We start from the raw sequence: 18,734 nt of genomic DNA on the forward strand, positions 1-18,734 counted from the left end.
GTGCGCTGGCGATGGAGTTCGCGCCCAGCCCAGACGACCCGTGGGACGAGGACTCGGCCACCGACCGGCCCGAGTCGCCGGCGGTGCTCACCGTCGCCGTGTACCCGGACCGCACGATCGTGCGCGCCTTCGACGTGCTCACCGGCAAGCAGATCAACGAAGTTGAGGTGGCCAGGCCGCAGGCAAGCCGCTGACCGCCGCCCCGGCCCCGCCCGCACACCCGGCACGGTACCGGGATATCGTGCCGGGCGGGGCCGTGGACGCGTCAGAGGCCGTCAGAAGCGGAAGTGCGACACGAGCTGCTGCAGTTCGGCCGCCGTGCGGGCCAGCTCCTGACTCGCGGCCTGGGCCTCGGTGACGCTCGCCGCGGCCGCCTGGGAGGCCTCGGCGACGCCGTTGATGTTGTCGGCGATCTCGTTGGTACCGCTCGCGGCCTGGGTGACGTTGCGGCCCATCTCGCCCGTCGTGGCGGTCTGCTCCTCCACGGCGGCCGCGATGGTCGACTGGTACTGGTTGACCCGCTCGATGATCTCCGCGATCCCGGTGATGGACACCCTGGCGGCCTGCGCGTCCGCCTGGATCGCGGCGACCCGGGCCGAGATGTCCTCGGTCGCCTTCGCCGTCTCCTGGGCCAGGTCCTTGACCTCGCTGGCCACCACGGCGAAGCCCTTGCCCGCGTCACCGGCCCGTGCCGCCTCGATGGTGGCGTTCAGGGCCAGCAGGTTGGTCTGCTCCGCGATCGAGGTGATCAGGTTCAGCACGTTGCCGATCTCCGTCGAGGAGGAGCCCAGCTTGCCCACGGTCTCGTTGGCGCTGCGGGCGTCCCGCACGGCCTGCCCGGCCACGGCGGCGGCCTCGGCGGCGCTCTGCGCGATCTCCTTGATGGAGGCGGCCATCTGCTCGGCACCGGTCACCACGCTCTGCACGCTGCCGGAGACGTGCGTCGCCGACGCCGCCACCACGCCCGCCTGGGCGCTGGTCTCCTCCGCCGTCGCGGCGATCTGCTCACTGGTGACCGACAGCTCCTCCGACGACGCGGCGACGCTGCCCGCCGTCTCGGCGACCGCCGCGATCGTCTGCCGGGTGCGGGTGGTCGCGGCGTCGAGGCCCTTCGCCATCTGCCCCACCTCATCGCCCGAGTCGATTCCGGCCAGCCGGGTCAGGTCGCCGGCGACCACCCCGGCCAGCACCTCGTTCACCCGCCGCAACGGCCCGGTGATCATGCGGGCAACCCACCAGCCCAGCAGCAGCGCGATCGCGATGCCGACGCCCAGCACGGTGAACAGCACGGTCCGGCCCTGCCGGTAGGTGGAGTTGGCGGCGGCGACGGTGCGCTCGGCCTGGCTCGCCTCCGCCCGGGTCGCGGTGTCGAGCTCGGCCAGGGCCTTCGCGGACAGCGGCCCTCCCACCTGCGCGCTGACCTCGACGAAGGTGGCGAAGTCGTTCGCCCGCGCCGCCGGCAGCATCTGATTGTTCAGCACGTCGCGGTACTGCTGCCAGAGGTCCATGAACCGCCGCACGGCCGCCGGGTCGGAGGCGGCCGTAAGGTACGTGTTGATGTTCGCGTCCACAGCGGCGTCGGCGGTGCGTATCCGCTGCTCGGCCGCGTCGACCGCCGCTTTGTCGGCGGCCAGCGCCGTGTCGCGGATGGCGATGCGGACCGTGTTGGCCTGCACTCGGGTCTCGGCCAGGTGCATTGACGGGACAAGGTTCTGCGTGTTGATGTCCTGCCCGCGCTGGTATGTGTTCGACAGCGCGACGGTGGCCACGATGCCGCCGGCCACCGCCGCGACGGCGACGGCGGCGACGGCCGTGAAGATCTTCGTTCCGACCCGGCGGTTGGCGAACCACCGGGTCGGTCCCGTGGAAGCTCCCATGGACGTACCCTTCACACGCGTGCCGGGGGAGGTCACGTTGCTGCGGGGGACGCCGTGACACCTGCGCACGAAGCGGTTCCCGCCGGTCGGTGCCGGCGACGAACCGCGGATCGGACAACCCGCATCGACCGTTGCCTGCGAGTCACTGATCATGAGGATACGACGATAAAGACCGCGGTGAGGGCGTTTCGACGACACACCGCCACGACCGGCCGCCGGTACCTTGCCAATCGGGGCGACGCGCGGGGCAGCTCATCGGCGCCGGCTTCGTCAGCTGGGTGGCGATCCGGGTGGCGCAGGCAGGGCCCGCCAGATCCACCCGCTGATGTGGGCGGTCGCCGCCGCATTCGTGATCTACTTCGGCATCAACCTGGTCAAGGCCGCCACCGGCGTCAGCTGACCGGCCCTCCGCCGCACCCCCGCTGCCCTGGCCCGAGGCGGCGGGGATGCGGCACGACCCGCGTCGAGATCGCCTTCCCCACCGGTGAGCCGACGGTGGCGACCCTCGACGGGCAGTGGTACTCGGCCTGGCTGCCCGGCCCCAGTCCGCCCGCCTCGCCGACGCCACGCGTGTGACGGCGACGACCCCGACCGGCACGCTGCGCAAGACGATCGGCCACGGCTGACAACCGCGGACCGGTCCGAACCTGGCCGGCTTCCGATACCCGCGCACCGCATCCAGTTGCCGCGCCGCGGCGGATCACGCAGACTGTGCGACCACGGCCGTCTGAGGACACGGCGCGCTGTGATCGACGGGAGGAACCGAAGCTGTGGGCATGGTGTGGATCGGGCGTCGGCTATCCGCCGATGAGCTGCGGGAAGTGCTGGAGGATCCGGCGAAGGTCGACGAACTGCTGTACGGCGACCTCGATGACGACGAGGCCGAGATGCCCGATCCTGCACTGGATCTGGACAAGTCCTGGCACGGCATCCATTACCTGCTCACCGGCACCCCGTGGGAAATCGGTTCGGACGCGGCCGGCGCGGCAATCCTCGGCGGCGACGAGATCGGCGAGGACGGTGGTTACGGGCCGGCCCGGCTGCTGCGCCCCGACGCCGTCCGCGGGATCGCCGCAGCGCTGGATGGGCTGAGTATCGAGGTTCTCCGCGCCCGTTTCGACCCGCAGGCGATGACGGCCGCGGACATCTATCCGACCATCTGGGCAGACGGCATCGACGAGTTCGACAGCTACCTCGCGCCGCACTTCACCGAGCTGCGTAGCTTCTACCGGACCGCCGCGGCCGGCGGCCAGGCAGTGCTGCTCGCCATCACCTGACCGGCGACACGGACCACGGGCCGTGGCCACCTGGCCGGCGGGAGCCGGTTCGGGTTCGCGCCGATCCAGCGCTCAGCCGCGCCGGGCGTTGACGATCATTCCGGTGAGCGTACCGGCGGAGAACAGCACCTGGTTGGCGAGCGCGGCCTGCGGCTGTTGGCTGACGATGGCGAACAACGCCGGCCAGAGTCCGAGAACGGCGAGGTCGACGCCGCCGAACACCCACATGAACAGCCCGGTCGGCAGCGTTCCGGCGGGCGAGACGACCGGTGCGATGTCGTGCCGCACCTGCCGGCGGCGGGCCGAGCGCAGCGCACCCGCCGCGAGGCCCGGACCCGCGCACGCGCCGAGCAGGGCCCACATGCCCAGCCCGCCGGACGTCGCCGTCGCCCCGACCGCCAGCAGCGCGACCGTGCACCAGACGGTGCAGACCACGACCGGCACGGTCACCCGGCCGGTGAACAACTGGGCGTCGGTGAGGCCGAGCAGCCGGGCGAGGGCCCGGTCGTCCCGATCGCGGCGGGCGTTCGCCGTGCTGGACGCGGCGGCGGCGACCCCGGACAGCAGCCACACGCCGGCGATCACCCAGCGTGACACGGGCAGGCCGGTGGCGAGGACCGGCACGGTGGCGAGCGCCGCGGCAAGCAGCAGCCGCACCGGCGAGCGCGCCAGCAGCAGCGCATCCTGGCCGGTCGCGACGAACCGACCGGTGAGGCGGGGCAGCCGGTCGGGTCCGAAGCGGCGCCCCCGCCAGCGGCGGTCCTCGGCCGCGCGCGACGCGAGCCCAGGGTCAAGCGTGACGAACACGGCCGTGGCGGCGCCGCTGCTCTGTGCGGCGTCGGTGAGGTTGGCCAGGGTGAGCGCCCGCAGCCGGTACCAGATGAAAATCGGCACTCCCAGCGCACCGGCGCCGACGAGCGCCGCCACCCAGGTGTGGTGCGCGGCGAGCAGCGGCCAGCCCCACGGGCCGGTGTAGGCGACCGCACCCACCGGCAGACCGGCGGCGGAGCCGACGGCGACGGTCGCGGCGGCCAGCACCAGGACGGTGGCCCACCGCGACAGCACGCGCGCGGGGCGGCGGCTCGCGGCCTGCACGCCGACCGTCGCGCCGACGCTCAGGACCCCGCCGCCCAGCGCGGCCAGCAGCACCGCACCGGCTCCCGCGGTCGAAAGGGTCAGGGTCAGCAGGCCCTGCGACAGCCCTGCCAGCAGTCCGATGCCGACCACCTGCGCGCCGGCCGGCGCCAGCAGCGCCCGCCGGTCGAGGTGCGTGGTGAACAGCCACTGCAGCGCCGGGGCCGAGGTCGAGACCGGCCCGAGCGCCGCCGCGGCCGCGAGCAGCGCCGCCGTCCAGCCGAGACCGGCGGCGAGAAGAACACCTTCCCTGGTACCGGCGGACGCCGCCGTCTGTCCGCTGAGGATGGACTGCAGCTGTGCCCAGACGGCGTACCCGACCATGGCGACCAGCAGGACGAGCGTGTATATCGTCTCGAAGCGGTCCGACCCCGGCGCGGCGGCGCGTTGCCGGCGACGGATCCACCGGCGCACCCGGCCGACGCCGATGCCCACCTGCGCGGCCGCCGTCACGCCTCGGCCGTCTCGTCGTACCAGTCGTAGCCCAGCTCGACGACCGCGCAGCCCTCGGTCACGGTCGGATCGTGCGAGGCGAGCAGCGCCGCACCGCCGCGCCCCAGGTACTCCCCGACGAGCGCGGCGACGAGAGCCCGGCCGTCCTGGTCGAGGTGGCGCTCCGGCTCGTCGAGCAGCAGCAGGCGGCTGGGCCGGTCGAGCACCATCGCCAGGGCCAGGCGCTGCTGCTGCCCCGAGGACAGGCTCGACGGTGACGCGTCCGCGAAGCCGTCGACCCCGAGCCGCTCGCTCAGCTCGCCCTCGGCGAACCAGCCGTCGTCGATGGGCCCGTTCGCCAGCCGGACCAGGCTCAGGTGCTCCCGGGCGGACAGCCCGGGATACCAGGCGGGCGAGTCCAGCAGCGCCGCGACCGCCCGGCGGAACGCCGCGCTGCGCTCGTCGACCCGCTCGCCATCGACCCGGATAGCGCCGTCCATCGGCGCCAGCAGCCCGGCAACGCAGCGCAGCACCGTCGACTTGCCGATCCCGTTCGGCCCGCGCAGGGCCACCCCCTCGCCGCCCTCGACGGTGAGCGTCAGCTCCTCGATGACGACTCGGTCGCCGTATCCGACCTTGAGCCCATCCACCTCCAGCATCGGCCGAGTGTAGATGCCGCGGCCGCTCCACGACGCTCCTGACGGTCCCGTGGCCTGGCTGTTCCGGCCGGGCGAGCCGTTCAGCCCGCCCGGCCGGGGTGTGTCAGCCTAGGGGTAGCTCACCACCTTGACCGGGGTGGTGCCCGAGGGTGTGGTCGCACCCGTGTCGTTGATGACATGGGTGATGGTGCCCTTGAAGTTGAGCGACACGGTCAGCACGCTGTGGAACCGCACGCCGGCCGTGTTCGGCACCTCGAACGCATGGTAGGAGCTCACCGCGGGGTTGTCGTTGAAGAAGCAGTAGCTGCCCAATCCCCAGGCCTCGTGCGTGGTGACGTTGGCGCCCACCTTGTACGCGGCGTACCCGTTGATCCCGCTCGGGTTCATCCACGCCGCCTGGTTGGGCACGTCGTACGGCATCTCGTTCTGGAAGAAGATCGTCTTGCCGTTCTGGCCGTTCCAGACGACCTCGTACTTCTGGTAGTGCTCGACGAACAGGCCGGTCGCCAGGACGTTGTTGCCGTTGACGATGACGCCGGTGTCCGCCGTGTTGATCGTCCAGCCGTAGGTGCCCGCGTTGCCGTGGTCGGCGCGCCAGGCCCAGGTGTGGTCGACGATCGCGTCGTTGCTGTTGACGATGAGGCTCGTCGTCGCCTTACCCGCGATCGAGCCGCCGATGCGGAAGAACACGTCCTGCACCGTCGCCGGGTTGGCCGCGTGGCCGGCGGTCGAGCCGGACGGGCCGACGGTCAGCAGCGCGGCCGAGTTGACCGTACCGGCGTCGAACAGCAGACCCTTGATCCGGATGCCGTCGACGTCGGCGACCTGCATAGCGTTGACCCCGTTGTCCGGGATCAGCGTCGGGTAACCGATGCCCAGCACCACGGTGTTGGGCTTCGTCACGTTGAGCGTCTGGTTGAGGTGGTAGACGCCCGGGGTGAAGAACAGGTTGCAGCCCGAGGCCAGTGCGGAGTTGATCGTCGAGGCGGTGTCGCCCGCGTTCACCACGTAGAACTGGCTCATCGGCAGCGACGTGCCCGGGGTGCTGCCGCCCGCCCAGCTCGGGCCGGCGGCGTTGGTACGCAGCGACGGCAGGAACACCCGGTACTTGCCGGTGCCGTCGATGTAGAGGTACGGCACGTCACGGGAGACCGGGGTGGTGGCCAGTGTGGTGTACGGCGGGGTCGGGAAGCTGTTCGCCGGGGCACCGGTGGTGCCGGAGAACACCATGTTCCACACGCTGCCGTTCCAGCTGCCGAAGGTGCTGTCGCGGGTGTACCACTGCTGCTGCGAGGCCGAGGAGGTCTGCCCGGACACTCGCGTGTCGGCGATGTAGCCGCCGCTGGCGAAGCCGAAGCTCGCCGGGTAGAGAATCAGGTTGCCGTTCACGTTGATCCGGCGGAACGGGGCGGCCTGCGCCACCGCCCAGCGGTTGGAGCCGTTGCTCGGGTTGATGGTCAGGTTCTCGGCGGAGCGCCAGAAGTTCTGCGTCGCGTTGCCGGCGTCCGAGGCGTTGAAGGCGTCGACTGTCACGTCACCGTTGATGACCACGTCGCCCGGGTTCTGGCCGAGACCGGCGACCGAGGTGTAGAAACCGACGTCGTCGCGCACGCTGTACGTGCCCGGCTTGAACAGGTGGGCCACCCGTCCGTTGGCCATCTGGGCGGTCTGCGTGCTCTTCTGCGCGTTGAAGTCGGCGTCCAGCTGCGCCTGAATGGACGCGGTGGACATGCTCGGGTCGAAGATCCGCGTGTTCGGGCCGAAGTTCGGGATGTCGGGCTGGGTCGTGCACGTCGCCGCGCCGATGGTGTAGGTCGCGCTCGCGACCGCGGAGTTGCTCAAACCGGCCGCGATACCGATCGCCCGCACCGTCGTCGTCACGGACACAGTAATCGGCCCCGCGTACAACGCCGACGAAGCCGTCGGAGTCGAACCATCCAGCGTGTACCGAATGCTCGCCCCCGCCGTCGTCGTCGCGATCGACACCGACTGCGCCACACTGTACGTCCCACCCGCCGGACTGAACGTCGGCGTCGCAACCGCCGCGGTGTTGATCGTGTAGGTCGCGCTCGCGACCGCGGAATTACTCAAACCGGCCGCGATACCGATCGCCCGCACCGTCGTCGTCACGGACACAGTAATCGGCCCCGCGTACAACGCCGACGAAGCCGTCGGAGTCGAACCATCCAGCGTGTACCGAATGCTCGCCCCCGCCGTCGTCGTCGCGATCGACACCGACTGCGCCGTGCTGTACGTCCCACCCGCCGGACTGAACGTCGGCGTCGCGACCGCCGCGGTGCCGCCGTGCGTGTAGAAGAAGTGCGGCGTGTCAAACTGCGGGCCGTTCTTCTCGTACGTGAACCAGTACTCCATCACGAAGCCGCTGGTCAGCGAGCTGACGGTCCGCTGCCAGGTCCCGGCGTTTTCGGTCATGCGGAAGTTCTGCTGGCCCGAGTTGGGCGAGAGATAGTGGACGTCGACATAACGCGCGACCGTCGTCGGCGTGAACGAGATCTGCGCCTGCGTCGCGTTCAGCTGCGTGACACTCTGGGCATAGTCGTCGGCAGCGGCGGCCGGGCTGGCGGTGCCGGCGAGGACAACGGCGACGGCGGATGCGGCGACGGCGATCCTGCCGAGGCGGGTGCGCCAGCGCGAATGATGATGGACGATGTCTCGAGAGCTGTGATTCATCGGGTGGACGCCTCCAAGCATGGAAATCCGGGCGGACGGACAGGCGTGTGAGAGCGCTCTCTGTGGCGAGACGATAGACTGGCAACACTGGCAACGGAAGGTTTACAAGCCAGAAACATCCCCATGGATGAAAACCGCTCCGGACACGGAGCTCAGCTCCACACACGAGCAATGGCCGCAGAGCGGATCGCGGTATGAGTGCGCGGGCAGTCAGTCCCCGGACCAACCCCAGAAGTAGATCTCGGTCGGCGTGCCGACGGCATCGTGTAGAACCGCGCAACGTCCAAACCAGCGGTGTTTGGCCAGATCGTCGATTGCCTCCAGGTGGTCGCGAGTGACCTTCTCGACGCCAGCCCGGTCGAGCGCCTCCGTGGCAGTCACCGGGCGATCGTTCCGTACGCGGGCTCGCCGTACTCGGTGCTCGACGAACTCCAGGCGCTTTACGCTCACTGTCTGGCGCGCGCTGCGATCAGCGAACCGCTCGCACTCCAATCATGGGGACTGCACGATTTCCGCCTCATCGATCCGGACGGGTACTACGTCCGAGTCACCCACGGCAACGCCGCGGCGGGCTTCGACCCAGCTACCTAAAGATCGATATCTGGCCCACCGTGCACCGACTCGTCACCACGGCGATTGGAACGCGTCAACGGGAGGAACCGCCGCCGGTCAGGTGAGTCAGGAGCAGGGTGGTCATCGTCTTGGCGGCCTGTTCCGGGATGTTGTGGCCCACTCCGTCGAGGTTCACCAGCCGATACGGCCCCGTGACCCACCGACGTGTCGCTTGGACGCCGGACGGCGCTACGAACGGATCGCGCGTGCTCGCGACGAACAGGGTCGGGACCCGCACCGGTTCCGAGTAGCCCTGGAAGTCGTTGGCCCGATACCAGTTCAGGGCCGCCGTGAGGGCGCCCGGTTCGGAGAGGCGCCGGAAGTACTCGGCACACTTCTGCGCCGGAACGCCGGGGAGTGCCGGCGGGCCCGACGCGAGGATCTTGTCCTCCGGGATCGGGCTCGGCTGACGGAAGGTGTCCATGTACTTCGACGCCTCCTGCTGCACCGGATCCTCACGCAACGCTTCGGCGAATGCGCCGAGATGCGGCACGGAGACCGCGGTGAAACTCCGTACCCGGTGGGCGTACCGCGCGGCCACGATCCAACCGACCGCCGCGCCCCAGTCGTGTCCGACCAGGTCGAACCTTCGCCATCCCAAGGCGTCGGCCATCGCACGGACGTCCGTGACCGGGTGATCGAGCCGGTACTTGTCGACACCGACCGGACGGACGCCCGGGGAGTAGCCGCGTTGGTCGGGCGCAACCGCTCGATAGCCGGCCGCGGCAAGTCCGCGCAACTGATGCTCCCACTCGATGCCGAACTCGGGGAACCCGTGGAGCAGCAGCACCGGCCTGCCGTGCACCGGCCCGGCGGCGACGGCGTCGAAGGCACCGGCAGCGGTCCGGATACGAATCCTGGAGATGCCCCGCCGCTCTCCGGCGAGCGCACTGGCGGCAGGTGCGGCACCGGCGACGCCGACGGCCGCTACGCCGGTGAGTGCCGCCGCCGCGAGTTTGACCAAGCCACGACGAGAGGTGGAAATCGACATACGTGAAGCCTGTCGGCGAAGCTGGCACGCGAACATCCAGCCATCCCCCCGTCCTTGAAGGGGGACAGCCCCACCGCTACGCGCTCGATCAACGATCAGACGCGGCATCCTTGCGATGAGCATGCCCTCGAACGACCGAGGCCAGGGCGTCCACCTGCCGGCTACTCGGCGAGCAAGGGAGCCCGCGGCAGACGAGCCGCGCCGCCGAACCTACGCGGCCTCCACCTGGCTGCCGAACCGTCCGGCAACGACCTTCCGCAGCACTTCGAGCGCCTGTTGCGCGTCATCGGGCCCGACCGGCGCGGTCCGTTCCTTGATGTAGGACGCCAGCGCGTAGTCGCGAATGCGGCAGGAAGACGGAGATCCGGCTCACAGCATCCCTGCAAAACTATAGGTTAAGTATGATATTGTCCCCGGCATGGAAACCTGGGACGCGCTGGCGGCACGGCGCAACGTCCGGCAGTACCGTCCGGATCCGATCCCGGAGGCGGACCTCGGCCGCATCGTCGAGGCCGGGTGGCGCGCCCCGTCGGCGTCCAACCGCCAGCACCGGGACTTCGTCGTGGTCACCGACCGGGAGCAGCTGCGGCGCCTGGCGACGGTGTGGCGCGGCGCCCAGCACATCGCCGGCGCGGCGGCCGCCATCGCCCTCGTGGTGCCCGACACCGACGACGAGCGCACCCGGCTGATCGACCAGTTCGACCTCGGCCAGGCAACCTTCGCGATCCTGGTCGCCGCCGCCGACCTCGGCATCGGCACCGGCCACTCGTCCGTGGGCGACCAGGACGAGGCGCGCGCGATCCTCGGCGTGCCGCCGGGCCACACGATCTGGTATCTGGTCGGCGTCGGCTACCCCGCCGACAGGCCGCTACGCCCGATCGTGAAACCCGACCGCCGCCCGCTCGAGGAGGTCGTGCACCACGGCAACTGGCGGTCGCGGTGACCGTCCGGACCCTGTCCTTCCTGACGCCGGGCAACTTTCCCGACGACGATCCGCACGCGGGCCTCGAGGCGACGCTGCAGCTGTTCGAGTACGGTGAGAATCTGGGCTTCGACGGAGCCTGGATTCGGCAGCGCCACCTCGAGCACGGCGTCGGGTCCGCGGCCGTGTTCCTCGCCGCCGCCGGCCAGCGCACGACCCGTCTGCAGCTCGGCACCGCGGTCATCCCGATCGGCTACGAGAGCCCGTTCCGCCTCGCCGAGGACCTGTCGATGGCCGACGTCCTGTCGCACGGCCGGCTCCAGGTCGGGTTCAGCGCCGGCACCCCGCCGCACGCCGACCTCATCGGCGACCTGGTCTTCGACGGCGACTGGCGTTCGTTCGACCTGTCCTACAACCGGATCGCTCGCCTGCGGGACAACCTGCGCGGCGAGTTCATCGGCGGTCCCGACACGGTCATCCACTCCCCCGGCAACGTTCAGCGCCCTCGCCTGCAGCCGTACAGCAAGGGCCTCGTGGACCGGTTGTGGTACGGCGGCGGCAGCCTGCGGTCGGCCCGCTGGGCGGCGTCGGCCGGACTGAACCTGCTCGCCGGCAACATCGTCTCCGGCGAGGGCACCGACGACTTCGTGACGGCGCAGCTCGCGCACATCAGCGAGTACCGCTCGGTCATCGGCCGCCCGGCCCGGATCGCGGTGGGCCGCGTCATCGTCCCGCTGGACAGCGCCGATCGCAAGACCCGGCAGCGGTACCTCACCTACGCCGAATCGCGTCGCGAACGCACCCTCAAGCCGCACGGCGAGCGCCGCACGCTGTTCGCCCCGGACATCATCGGCACGAGCGACGAGATCGTGGACCGGCTGCGTGGGGACGCCGCGGTGCAGGCGGTCGACGAGCTGCGCCTCGAGCTGCCGTACGAGTTCGACCGGTCGCAGTACGAGCAGATCCTGCACGACGTGGTGCACTCGGTGGCGCCGGCGCTGGGCTGGCAGTCCTCGTGAGCGTCGCGTAGTCGGTTGTCGCTGGCGCGCCCTCGTCGTCGTGGTCGGGCACCGGGGGATCGCGCAGGTGAGGCGCGCCGCCCCAGCGTACGGCGCGGCGGCGGAGGTGCCAGAGTACGTTGACGGACCGTGCCGACGCCGCGTACGGCGCGCGTGGGCGGGTGACGGCGCGTACGGGCGGGTGAGATGGGACGGACGAGCAATCGTGCACGGCGTGTGAAGGCCGACCCACCAAGCGAGGTCGCGGCAGCACCGGCGGTGGGCCGCGCGCGCGGGCCCGGGTTGGACGACCGCCGGGCGACCGTGCAGGGCGACCGCCGCGCCGTTCCTGGCGTCTACATCGGGTCGGCGCGCCGCCGCCGGATCCGCCTGCACCGGGTGCTGCTGGCGTGCGCGCTCACCGCCGTGCTCCTGGGCGGCGGCACGGTGGCCGCGGCCGCGGTGCTCGCCAGCCGGTTCGATCGCGCGGTGAACCACGCCGACCTGCTCGGGGATGCCCGGTCCGGGCCGCGCCAGGCCGTCGCCGGCCCGCTGAACTTCCTGCTCATCGGGTCCAACTACCGCACCTGGGACCCGAGCAACGGCGAGCGCGCCGACTCGATCCTGGTCGTACACGTGCCGCGCAGCATGGACCGCGTCTTCCTGGTCTCGGTGCCCCGCGACCTGTACTACATGATCAAGCCGTACCCGCCGACGCATTTCGGGGGCAGCACGGAGAAGATCGACGCAGCGCTCAACTTCGGCGGCATGCCGCTCATGTCGCAGAGCGTCGCGGACCTGATCGGTGTGCGGTTCGACGGTGCGGTCGAGGCCCGCTTCGACGGCTTCACCAAGGCCGTGGAGGCCCTCGGCGGGGTCGACATGTGCGTGGACGAGAAGACGGTCTCGATCCACGTCGGCCACGACAAGGACGGCAAGCTCGCCACCCCGTACACGGAGACCGAGGCCGAGCCGATCCCGGTGCCCGGCGTCACGCCGCAGGTGTACTACCCGGGCTGCCAGCACTTGGCCCCGTGGCAGGCCCTCGACTTCGTCCGGCAGCGGGAGCTGCTACCCAACGGCGACTACGACCGGCAGCGGCACCAGCAGCAGTTCCTGATGGCCGTGCTCAAGCAGACCACCTCGGCCGGCACCCTGTCCGACCCGGTCAAGCTGGACCGGGTCCTGCGGGCGATCGGCAGTTCGCTGACCGTGGACACCAACGGCACGTCCGTGGCCGACTTCGTCTTCGCGCTGCGCGGCATCACGGCAGACTCGCTGGTCGGGCTCAAGACTCCGTCGCATCCGGAGATGATCGGCGACACCTCGTACGTGATCGGCGATCCCGGCATGGACGAGCTGTGGCAGGCGATCCGCGACGACACGCTCGGCGGCTGGGCCGCGGCCCACCCGCAGTTCGTCAACTCGCTGCGCAACGCCGCGCCCGCCGCGCGGAAGTAGCACCGGGTCAGCCGCCGGGCCGGGCGGCGACCACCGAGGCCCATAGCGCCGAGAGGATCGGCCGGCGCAGGTCGATGCGGCGTGCGCACAGCCCGATGACGAAGGTCCCGATCGGCGGCTCCACCGGCACGACCGAGAGCCGGTCCTTGACCGCGCTGGTCTCGAGCACAAGCTGGGGTACGACACCGGCCCCGATGCCGAGCGAGACCAGGGTGAGCAGCGCCTCGTGCCCGTCGACCTCGGCGGCGATCGCGGGGTCGAGCCGCCGCCGGCGCAGCCAGCGCCGGGCGGCGTCGCGGGCCAGGCCGCCGCGGGGCAGCACGAAGGGCACCGCCGCCCAGTCGCCGGCCTGTGCCGCCGCCCGCAGCGCCCGGGCTGTGTGCGCGACGACGCACACCAGCGGCGTCTCGGCCACCGGCAGGCTGGCCAGGTGCTCGGGCACCCGGGCCGACAGCGCGGCGACCGTCACGTCGACCGCGCCCTCGTCGAGCCGGCCGATCGCACCGGCCGCGTCGCCGGTCTGCAGCTCCAGGCGCACCTGTGGGTGGGCCCGGCGGAACGGGGCCAGCAGGTCGGGCAGGATCGCCTGGCCGGCGGTCACCGAGGAGAAGATCCGCAGCGTACCGCTGAGGCCGACCTCATCGCGCCCCGCCTCCCGGTACTGCTCCCACAGCGCGACGGCCTGCCGTGCGTAGTCGGCGAACCGGCGGCCCTCGTCGGTGAGCGCGACCCCGCGCGGCCCCCGGTCGAACAGACGCCGCCCGACCTGTGTTTCCAGCCGCTGGACCGTGCGGGTGAGGGTGGCCGGGCTGAGGTGCCGCTCCACGCTGGTGCGGCCGAAGTTGAGGGTGTCGGCGAGGTGCAGAAACACCCTGAGCGGCTCCAACGACTCCATATTTCACTTCCTGCAACGCATCGTTGCGAAGGTTGCGATTGCCGGAAGAACATTGTCGCCGATAGAACGGGGTCATGACCGTACTGACCTCGCAGATTTTCCCCGTCCACCGCGTCGACCTGCCCGGCGGCCCGGAGCCCGTCGTGCCCGGCGGGCGACACCTGTTTCCTCTGCTGCCGGCCGCGCTCGCCGGCGTGCGCACGATCGGCGTGCTCGGCTGGGGCCCGCAAGGGCGGGCGCAGGCGTTGAACCTGCGCGACTCGCTCGCCGGCAGCGGGATCCGGGTGGCGGTCGGGCTGCGGCCCGGCTCCGCGTCGGTCCCGGCGGCGCGCGCGGAGGGGTTCGAGCCCGGCGACGGATCGCTGGGCGACTGGCTGACCGTGGCGGGCGGCAGCGACCTGGTCATCGCGCTCGTCTCGGACGCGGCCCTGGTCGCACACCACCGGGAGCTCTTCGCCGCGCTGCGTCCCGGCACCACCCTCGGGCTCTCGCACGGCTTCCTGCTCGGTCACCTCGAGCAGACCGGCGGGGACTTCCCGGCCGGCGTCAGCGTCGTCGCGGTCTGCCCCAAGGGCATGGGCGACTCGGTGCGGCGGCTGTACCTGCAGGGCGCCCGGGTCAACGGCGCGGGGATCAACAGCTCCGTGGCGGTGCACCGCGACCACGACGGGCGGGCCGTCGAGCGGGCGCTGGCCTGGTCGATCGGTCTGGGCGCGCCGTACACGTTCGGCACCACCCTCGGCCACGAGTACCGATCCGACCTCGTCGGCGAGCGGGCGATCCTGCTCGGCGCCGTGCACGGCCTGGTGGAGAGTCTGTACCAGCGTTTCCGGCTGGCCGGCGACGACCCGCACACCGCGTATGAGCGCTCGTGCGAGAACGTGACCGGGCCGATCGCGCGCACGATCTCCGCGCGCGGGCCGGCGGCGGTGCGCGACCGGCTCGACGCGGCCGGGCAGGGTGTCTTCGACCGGGCGTACGCCGCCACCTACCGCCCCGCCCTTGACCTGATCGCCGAGATCTACGACGAGGTGGACTCCGGCAACGAGCAGCGGAGCGTGGTGTCGGCCGCCGACCGGCTGGCCGGCCGGCCGATGGCGCCGATCGGCGGCTCGCCGATGTGGGCGGCCGGCCCGGCGGTGCGGGCTCGGCGGGCCGGTCGCGACCTGCCGATCGAGCCGTTCACCGCGGGTGCTTTCCTTGCCGTCCTGATCGCCCAGGTCGACCTGTTCGCCGAGCGCGGGCACCCCTGGTCGGAGATCGTCAATGAGTCGGTCATCGAGGCGGTGGACTCCCTGCTGCCGTACATGCACGCCCGCGACGTCGCCTACATGGTGGACAACTGCTCGGTCACCGCCCGGCTCGGCGCGCGCAAGTGGGGGCCGCGCTTCCAGGCGGTGTGCGAGCAGGTGGCGTTCCCCGCGTTCGACCGCGGCCCGGGGCCGGCGGACCGCGGCGCCGTGGAGGCGTTTGCCAAGCACCCGGTGCACGATGCCCTCGCCGCCCTCGCTCCGCTGCGCCCGCCGGTGGACATCTCGGTCTGAGCGCCCGGCCGGAGGGGCCGGGCAGGCACGTAACCCAGCTATCCTATGTAATAAGTATGGTTTAGTCCACGGTTTGTGCCCCGGTCGTGACAAGGGCGACAGGACGGACCACTGTGCGTTGACACCGCCGACCGGTGCTGCTGCACTTGCGCCATGGCACCAGCGTTACGGTTGGCGATCCGCGGCCACATCGACGGCGGTCGTGTGCGGTCGTCCCCCTGTTCGGGCTGACCCGCGCTCACCGGCTGCGTTCCGGCGCGTCCGGACAGGCCCACTCCCCCGTCGAACCAACAGCAGGCCATCCCGGTGCGGCATGACGCCGGCCGATCGGTCCGGGCTGTCCGTACATCACGCTCGGAGGTTCGTGATGACCATCGCCCCCGTCCGACCCGAGGCATCCACCGTGGACGCCGACCTGTTCCGGCGGCTGCTGCGCCACCACGCCGCGTCCGCCGTCGTGATCACCGCGGCGGGCTCTCCCCCGGCCGGCTTCACCGCCACGTCGTTCACGTCGGTCTCGCTCGACCCGCCGCTGGTGTCGTTCAGCCTGTCCCGCACCGCGTCGGCGTGGCCCACCGTCGAGCACGCCCGCACGATCGCCGTCCACGTCCTGGGCCACGAGCACGAGCACATCGCCCGGACGTTCGCCACCAGTGGCATCGACCGCTTCGCGGCGGGCGTGCCGTGGGAGCCCGGCCCGGACGGCGTGCCGCTGCTGGACGGCGTGCCGGCCCGCCTGATCTGCCGGGTCACCGACCGGATCGCGGCCGGCGACCACACCATCGTGCTGGCCGCGCCGATTGCCGGCCAGCACGCCGACAACGAGCTCACGCCGCCGCTGGTCTACCACGCCGGCCGGTACGGCACCCTGCACCACGGCCGGCACCGATGAGCCTGGTGTCCTCCTCGGCGCCCGAGGTCAACCCGCCCGATCCGCCGATCGGCGACACGAAGAGCGAGATCCTCGACAGCGTCGTCTGGGCGTCCGTCACCGGGCCGCACCACTGGCCCTTCGCCGAAATCCGGGGACAGGCCGCCCGCTACCACCCGGACGTCGCGCCGTTCGTCACCGTCTCGGGCCAGGCCGACGAGCGGGTGTGGGACGACCTCGCCGGACTCGTCGGCCCGGGCGCGACGTTCGCCCTGACCGGCACCAGCCTGACCCCGCCGGACGACTGGGACGTCGTCTCCCGCGACGCCGGCGTCCAACTGGTCGACATCGCCCTCGACGTCGCCGACGACCCCGAGGCGGTGCCGCTCACCGCCGCCGACGTGCCGGAGATCCTCGCCCTCATCGAGCGGACCAAACCCGGGCCGTTCCGCCCGCGCACCATCGAGCTCGGCACATACCTGGGCATCCGCCGGGACGGCGTGCTCGTCGCGATGGCCGGCGAACGGCTGCACCCGCCCGGCTGGACCGAGATCAGCGCCGTCTGCACCGATCCCGCGTATCGCGGGCAGGGACTCGCCACCCGGCTCGTCCGTGCGGTCGCCGCCGGCATCCGCCGCCGCGGCGAGACACCCTTCCTGCACGCCGCGGCGACCAACACCAACGCCATCCGGCTGTACGAGTCCATCGGCTTCAAGCTGCGCCGGCGTACCACGTTCAGCGTGGTGCAGGTGCCGGAGAACCCGAAGGCATAACCGCGCCCGGAATCCTCGACCCGGTCAGCGGCACCCGGCGCGTCAGATCAACTTGACGTCAGGGTGATCTGACGCGATGCTGGACGCATGGTCACACCGGACGAGGTGGAGCGGCGGTTCACATTGCTGACCGCGGCGGCGCGGTTCGACGAGCTGCGCCGCCGCGACGCGCTGGCGCCGCCAGGGGTGGAAGATCCGGATCCGCAGGCGGCGCCGTTGACCCGGGACGAGTCGTTGGAACTGCTCGCGCTGGGCGAGGTGCTGATCCGCAAGGCGGGTTACGGGCGGCAGCTCACGGTGCGCACGGCCCGCGCCACCGGCGCCTCGTGGTCGCAGATCGGCTCCGCGCTGAGCATCAGCAAGCAGTCCGCGTGGGAGACCCACCTTCGGTGGCTGGAGGAGCAGGAGGAGCCCGGTGAGTGACGATACGACCGTGCGTCCGTTCCGGCTGGCGATACCTGAGGCGGATCTGGCGGACCTGCGGGACCGGCTGGCACGGACCCGCTGGCCGCAACAGCTGCCCGGCACCGGCTGGAGCCGCGGCGTGCCGGTCGGCTACCTGAAGGAGCTGGTCGAATACTGGCGCACCGGCTACGACTGGCGGGCGCAGGAGGTCCGGCTCAACCGGATCCCGCAGTTCACCACCACCATCGACGCGGTCGACGTGCACTTCCTGCACGCACGTTCGCCCGAACCGGACGCGTTGCCGCTGATCATCACCCACGGGTGGCCGGGCTCGGTGGTGGAGTTCCTCGACGTCGTCGGCCCGCTCACCGATCCCGGCCGGCACGGCGGTGACCCGGCCGACGCCTTCCACGTCGTGGCGCCGTCCATCCCCGGCTTCGGGCTGTCCGGACCCGTCCGCGAGCCGGGGTGGGGCGTGCCGCGCATCGCCCGGGCCTGGGCCGAACTGATGCGGCGGCTGGGCTATCGCCGCTACGGTGGGCAGGGCGGCGACTGGGGGCACGCCATCACCCGGGAGCTGGGGATCATCGACAGCGACCGGCTGGCCGGGGTCCACCTCAACACCGTGCTGACCCTGCCGTCGGGCGACCCCGGCGAGGCAGCGACACTGGACGATGCGGATCGGGCCCGGCTGGAGCAGTTCGCTCGGGCGGAGCCGGAGCTGGCCGGCTACGCGAAGATCCAGGGCACCCGGCCGCAGACCCTGGCGTATGGACTGACCGACTCCCCGGTCGGCCAACTCGCCTGGATCGTCGAGAAGTTCATGGAGTGGACCGACTCGGAGCAGTCGCCCGACGACGCCGTCGATCGCGACCAGCTGCTGACCAACGTGACGCTGTACTGGCTCACCGGCACCGCCGGCTCCTCGGCCAACCTGTACTACGAGACCTACCACCCCGCTACACCCCCGGCCAACCGGCGGTCGAGCACACCGACCGGGGTCGCAGTCTTCCCCCGCGACGCTGCGCTGCCTGTGCGGCGGCTGGCCGAACGAGACAACCACATCGTTCACTGGCGCGAGTTCGACCGTGGCGGCCACTTCCCTGCCATGGAACAGCCCGCCCTGCTCGTGGACGACATCCGCGCCTTCTTCCGCCCGCTCCGCCAACGACCGCAGCGGCTGGCCTAGACG

17 protein-coding genes are annotated in these 18,734 nt (G+C 71.4%); 11 read left to right on the forward strand and 6 right to left on the reverse strand.

Going from position 1 to position 18,734, the window contains the following annotated elements:
* Positions 1–11: 11 nt before the first annotated feature.
* Positions 12–194: a hypothetical protein gene (locus ABT297_RS07280; RefSeq protein WP_350545718.1), complete on the forward strand. Its 183-nt coding sequence runs from the start codon at positions 12–14 to the stop codon at positions 192–194.
* 81 nt (positions 195–275) lie between these two features.
* On the opposite strand, the gene ABT297_RS07285 is transcribed toward ABT297_RS07280, so the two are convergent.
* Positions 276–1,877: a methyl-accepting chemotaxis protein gene (locus ABT297_RS07285; protein ID WP_350545720.1), complete on the reverse strand. Its 1,602-nt coding sequence runs from the start codon at positions 1,875–1,877 to the stop codon at positions 276–278.
* 776 nt (positions 1,878–2,653) lie between these two features.
* Between ABT297_RS07285 and ABT297_RS07290 the strand changes: the two genes are divergently transcribed.
* Positions 2,654–3,154: a YfbM family protein gene (locus ABT297_RS07290; protein ID WP_350545722.1), complete on the forward strand. Its 501-nt coding sequence runs from the start codon at positions 2,654–2,656 to the stop codon at positions 3,152–3,154.
* A 72-nt stretch (positions 3,155–3,226) separates the two neighbouring features.
* Here ABT297_RS07290 and ABT297_RS07295 read toward each other — a convergent pair whose 3' ends face one another.
* The 3 genes from ABT297_RS07295 to ABT297_RS07305 all read right to left on the reverse strand — a co-directional run bounded on the left by ABT297_RS07295 (position 3,227) and on the right by ABT297_RS07305 (position 8,070).
* Entirely contained in the window at positions 3,227–4,741 is a 1,515-nt protein-coding gene (locus ABT297_RS07295; protein ID WP_350545724.1) for a DUF6297 family protein, read from the reverse strand.
* Positions 4,738–5,379, reverse strand: coding sequence for an ABC transporter ATP-binding protein (locus ABT297_RS07300; protein WP_350545726.1), 642 nt, complete (start codon positions 5,377–5,379; stop codon positions 4,738–4,740). Before ABT297_RS07300 ends, ABT297_RS07295 begins: the two co-directional genes overlap by 4 nt.
* Positions 5,380–5,487: 108 nt before the next feature.
* On the reverse strand, positions 5,488–8,070 hold the full coding sequence (locus tag ABT297_RS07305) for a pectate lyase-like domain-containing protein (RefSeq protein WP_350545729.1): 2,583 nt from the start codon (positions 8,068–8,070) through the stop codon (positions 5,488–5,490).
* Positions 8,071–8,364: 294 nt separating this feature from the next.
* Between ABT297_RS07305 and ABT297_RS07310 the strand changes: the two genes are divergently transcribed.
* Positions 8,365–8,661, forward strand: coding sequence for a VOC family protein (locus tag ABT297_RS07310; RefSeq protein WP_350545731.1), 297 nt, complete (start codon positions 8,365–8,367; stop codon positions 8,659–8,661).
* Between the two features lie 55 nt (positions 8,662–8,716).
* On the opposite strand, the gene ABT297_RS07315 is transcribed toward ABT297_RS07310, so the two are convergent.
* On the reverse strand, positions 8,717–9,709 hold the full coding sequence (locus ABT297_RS07315; RefSeq protein WP_350545732.1) for an alpha/beta fold hydrolase: 993 nt from the start codon (positions 9,707–9,709) through the stop codon (positions 8,717–8,719).
* Between the two features lie 382 nt (positions 9,710–10,091).
* Between ABT297_RS07315 and ABT297_RS07320 the strand changes: the two genes are divergently transcribed.
* The 3 genes from ABT297_RS07320 (at position 10,092) to ABT297_RS07330 (ending at position 13,054) form a co-directional block, all read left to right on the forward strand.
* Positions 10,092–10,616: a nitroreductase family protein gene (locus tag ABT297_RS07320; protein WP_350545734.1), complete on the forward strand. Its 525-nt coding sequence runs from the start codon at positions 10,092–10,094 to the stop codon at positions 10,614–10,616.
* Positions 10,613–11,614 (forward strand): LLM class flavin-dependent oxidoreductase, encoded by a 1,002-nt coding sequence (locus tag ABT297_RS07325; protein WP_350545737.1) that lies wholly within the window; start codon positions 10,613–10,615, stop codon positions 11,612–11,614. The genes ABT297_RS07320 and ABT297_RS07325 overlap by 4 nt, the downstream gene beginning before the upstream one ends.
* Positions 11,615–11,830: 216 nt before the next feature.
* Positions 11,831–13,054, forward strand: coding sequence for an LCP family protein (locus ABT297_RS07330; RefSeq protein ID WP_350545740.1), 1,224 nt, complete (start codon positions 11,831–11,833; stop codon positions 13,052–13,054).
* 7 nt (positions 13,055–13,061) lie between these two features.
* On the opposite strand, the gene ilvY is transcribed toward ABT297_RS07330, so the two are convergent.
* Entirely contained in the window at positions 13,062–13,949 is an 888-nt protein-coding gene (gene ilvY / locus ABT297_RS07335) for an HTH-type transcriptional activator IlvY (RefSeq protein ID WP_350545741.1), read from the reverse strand.
* 74 nt (positions 13,950–14,023) lie between these two features.
* On the opposite strand from ilvY, the gene ABT297_RS07340 reads away from it, so the two are divergent.
* From ABT297_RS07340 to ABT297_RS07360, 5 genes are all read left to right on the forward strand, one after another.
* Complete coding sequence (locus ABT297_RS07340; protein ID WP_350545743.1) at positions 14,024–15,493, forward strand: ketol-acid reductoisomerase; 1,470 nt, start codon at positions 14,024–14,026, stop codon at positions 15,491–15,493.
* A gap of 367 nt (positions 15,494–15,860) precedes the next feature.
* Complete coding sequence (locus ABT297_RS07345; protein WP_350545744.1) at positions 15,861–16,385, forward strand: flavin reductase family protein; 525 nt, start codon at positions 15,861–15,863, stop codon at positions 16,383–16,385.
* Complete coding sequence (locus tag ABT297_RS07350) at positions 16,382–17,137, forward strand: GNAT family N-acetyltransferase (protein WP_350545746.1); 756 nt, start codon at positions 16,382–16,384, stop codon at positions 17,135–17,137. Before ABT297_RS07345 ends, ABT297_RS07350 begins: the two co-directional genes overlap by 4 nt.
* Before the next feature lie 87 nt (positions 17,138–17,224).
* Positions 17,225–17,560, forward strand: a complete 336-nt coding sequence (locus tag ABT297_RS07355; protein WP_350545748.1) for a hypothetical protein — start codon at positions 17,225–17,227, stop codon at positions 17,558–17,560.
* Positions 17,561–17,570: 10 nt separating this feature from the next.
* Complete coding sequence (locus ABT297_RS07360; RefSeq protein WP_350545851.1) at positions 17,571–18,731, forward strand: epoxide hydrolase family protein; 1,161 nt, start codon at positions 17,571–17,573, stop codon at positions 18,729–18,731.
* Positions 18,732–18,734 lie beyond the last annotated feature (3 nt).

It is taken from the genome of Dactylosporangium sp. NPDC000555, assembly GCF_040300025.1.
Taxonomy (GTDB): Bacteria; Actinomycetota; Actinomycetes; order Mycobacteriales; family Micromonosporaceae; genus Dactylosporangium.